At 74.7% G+C, this 2,675-nt stretch carries 2 protein-coding genes; one reads left to right on the top strand and one right to left on the bottom strand.

Annotated elements, in window-relative coordinates:
• Positions 1 to 57: 57 nt before the first annotated feature.
• Positions 58 to 1,416, top strand: a complete 1,359-nt coding sequence (locus QH283_RS18085; RefSeq protein ID WP_280504169.1) for a cryptochrome/photolyase family protein — start codon at positions 58 to 60, stop codon at positions 1,414 to 1,416.
• A 54-nt stretch (positions 1,417 to 1,470) separates the two neighbouring features.
• Here the strand turns inward: QH283_RS18085 and QH283_RS18080 are convergent, their stop codons facing one another.
• Complete coding sequence (locus tag QH283_RS18080; protein ID WP_280504168.1) at positions 1,471 to 2,580, bottom strand: acyl-CoA dehydrogenase family protein; 1,110 nt, start codon at positions 2,578 to 2,580, stop codon at positions 1,471 to 1,473.
• Between the last annotated feature and the right edge of the window lie 95 nt (positions 2,581 to 2,675).

The raw sequence follows: 2,675 nt of genomic DNA, 5'->3' as shown, positions 1-2,675 counted from the left end.
CCCCGCCGTGGGCGGCGCCCCCGTCGACCGGGCGGGCGACGACGAACGGCGCGTCCGGTGACCGTGGCGCTCGCGCTGTTCACCCGCGACCTGCGCGTGCACGACAACCCGGTGCTGTCGGCCGCCGCGCGCGCCGACGAGGTGCTGCCCGTGTTCGTGGTGGACGAGGCCATCCGCGCGGGCGACTACCTGACCCCGAACAAGGCCGCCTTCCTCGCCGACGCGCTCGCCGACCTGGACGACGCGCTGCGCCGTGCGGGCGGACGGCTGGTGGTGCGCGGCGGCGACACCGTGCGCGAGGTGAGCGAGCTGGTCCGGCGACACGGGGTGAGCGAGGTGCACCTCGCCGAGGATGTGAGCGCCTTCGCCCGCCGTCGCGAGGACCGGCTGCGGGACGCCCTCGAGCGCGACGGCTGCCGGTTGCGGGTGCACTCGGGCAGCATCACCGTGGTCGGTCCAGGCCGGGTGACGCCCGGCGGCAAGGACCACTTCGCGGTCTTCACCCCGTATCACCGCCGCTGGTCCTCGGTCCGGCCGCGCACGCCGCTGCGGCCCCCGCGCACGCTGCGCCTGCCCTCCGGCGCAGGCACCGAGAAGCTGCCCGCCGCGGCCGATCTCGCGGGCGGCGAGGCCGCGCCCGATCTCGCGACCGGCGGCGAGAGCGCGGCCAGGAAGATCATGCGGGAATGGTTCGCCGACGGCGTCGAGGCCTACGCGGACCGCAACGACGACATGGCCGCCGACGCCACCTCCCGCCTGTCCCCCCACCTGCACTTCGGCTGTCTGTCGGCCACCGAACTGGTCCACGCCGCCGACGGCTCCACTCCCGGCGGCGCCGCTTTCGTCCGCCAGCTGGCCTGGCGCGACTTCCACCACCAGATGCTCGCCGCCCGCCCCCGGGCCGCCCACCGCGACTACCGTCCCCGCCACGACCGCTGGAACAGCGACCCCGCCCTCCTCCACGCCTGGCGCGCGGGCCGCACCGGCTACCCCCTGGTCGACGCGGGCATGCGCCAGCTCGCCGCCCAGGGCTGGATGCACAATCGCGCCCGCCTGGTCACCGCGAGCTTCCTCACCAAGACGCTGTACGTGGACTGGCGGCTCGGCGCCGCGCACTTCCTCGCCCACCTGCTCGACGGCGACATCGCCAACAATCAGCTGAACTGGCAGTGGGTGGCGGGCACCGGGGCCGACACCCGGCCCAACCGTGTGCTCAATCCGCTGCGCCAGGCCGAGCGGTACGACCCGGACGGGGCGTACGTGCGGCGCTGGGTGCCCGAACTCGCCCACCTCGAGGGCAAGCAGATCCACACCCCCTGGCGGCTGGACGCCGAGGCCACCCGGGGCTACCCGGAGCGGATCGTCGACCACGAGCAGGGCGCGCGGGCGTTCCACGCCGCCCGTGCGCGGGGCTGAGCTCGGCGGCCGATGTGACGGCCTCGGCGGGCTTCACGCGCGGACCGCGCGGCGTCAGAAGAAGCCGGCCCCGGGGAGCGGGGCGTCGTTGACGACCACGTCGCCGACCACGCGGGCCTTGTAGACGGTCGGGTTGTGCGAGAACAGGGTGCGCAGGTTGCGCCAGTGGCGGTCGAGCTGGACCGAGGCGCGGGTCCACGACGCGCCGCCCGCGTCGAACGCCTCCGCGGCGGCCTGGAGGGCGATCTTCTCCACGGCCACTTTGACTTTCGAGGTCTCGAGGGAGGCGGCGCGTTCGAGGGCGTCGTCGGCGCGGCCGTGTTCCCAGACGTGGCGGTAGGCGCGGTCGAGGGCGTCGGCGGCGGTGAGGACGGCCGCTTCGACGACGAAGGTGGTGCTGGCCAGCGAGCCGATCACGGCGAGCAGCTGGGGGTCCTCGCGGGCGAGTTCGGTGTTGCCCCAGGAGTAGGAGCGGGTGCGTCGGCGCAGCAGGTCGGCGGTCTCGGCGGTCAGGGCGCGCAGCACACCCGCGCCGATGGCGTGCAACAGCAGATGCGCTTGCGGGCTGCGCGGCTTGCCCGGTTCGGCGATGCGCCGGAACTCGCCGACCTCGTCCGGGTACACCAGCACGTCGTCGAGGACGGTGGTGCCGCTGCCGGTCTCGCGCTGGCCGATGCCGTCCCAGTCCCCCGCGTGCAGGATGCCCGGCCGGTCGGCGGGGACGACCACGCTGACCTGCCTGCCCTCCTCGTTGTTCGCCGAGATCCGCAGGTAGTCGGCGTAGGAGCTGCCGGTGCTGTAGAACTTCCGGCCGTTGAGCCGGAAGTTCTCGCCGTCGGCGACCAGGGTGGTGTCGTAGGTGTAGACGCCGGGCTGCCCGGACAGCTCCGCCTGGGCGCCGCCGAAGATCTTGCCCGCCAGGACGCGCCGCAACCACAGCTGCCCGCGTTCGGTGTCCCTGGCGCGCCAGGCCTCCTCGACGGTGCCGAAGTGCCCGCGCAGGATGTGCGGCACATCGGGGTCGGCCTCGGCGAGCCGGATGGCGAGGGTGAAGAACTCCCGCATGCTGTAGCCGCCTCCCCCGGCCTCCGCCGGGATGCGCACCGCGCCGAGCAGGTGCTCGCGGGCCAGCTCCAGTGCCCGCTCCGGTCGTCCGGCCCCCACCCCCCGGCGGCGGGGCGCCGCCTACGCGAGATGCCGGGACACAGCGTCGTGTTACGCCGCGTGGAGGGCGCGGGGGCGGCGCGGGGGGCGGTGGG

The organism is Nocardia farcinica (assembly GCF_029867845.1).
Lineage (GTDB): Bacteria > Actinomycetota > Actinomycetes > Mycobacteriales > Mycobacteriaceae > Nocardia > Nocardia farcinica_A.
Note: the sequence above shows the minus strand (reverse complement) of the source record. Positions and strands in the feature narration are given on the sequence as shown.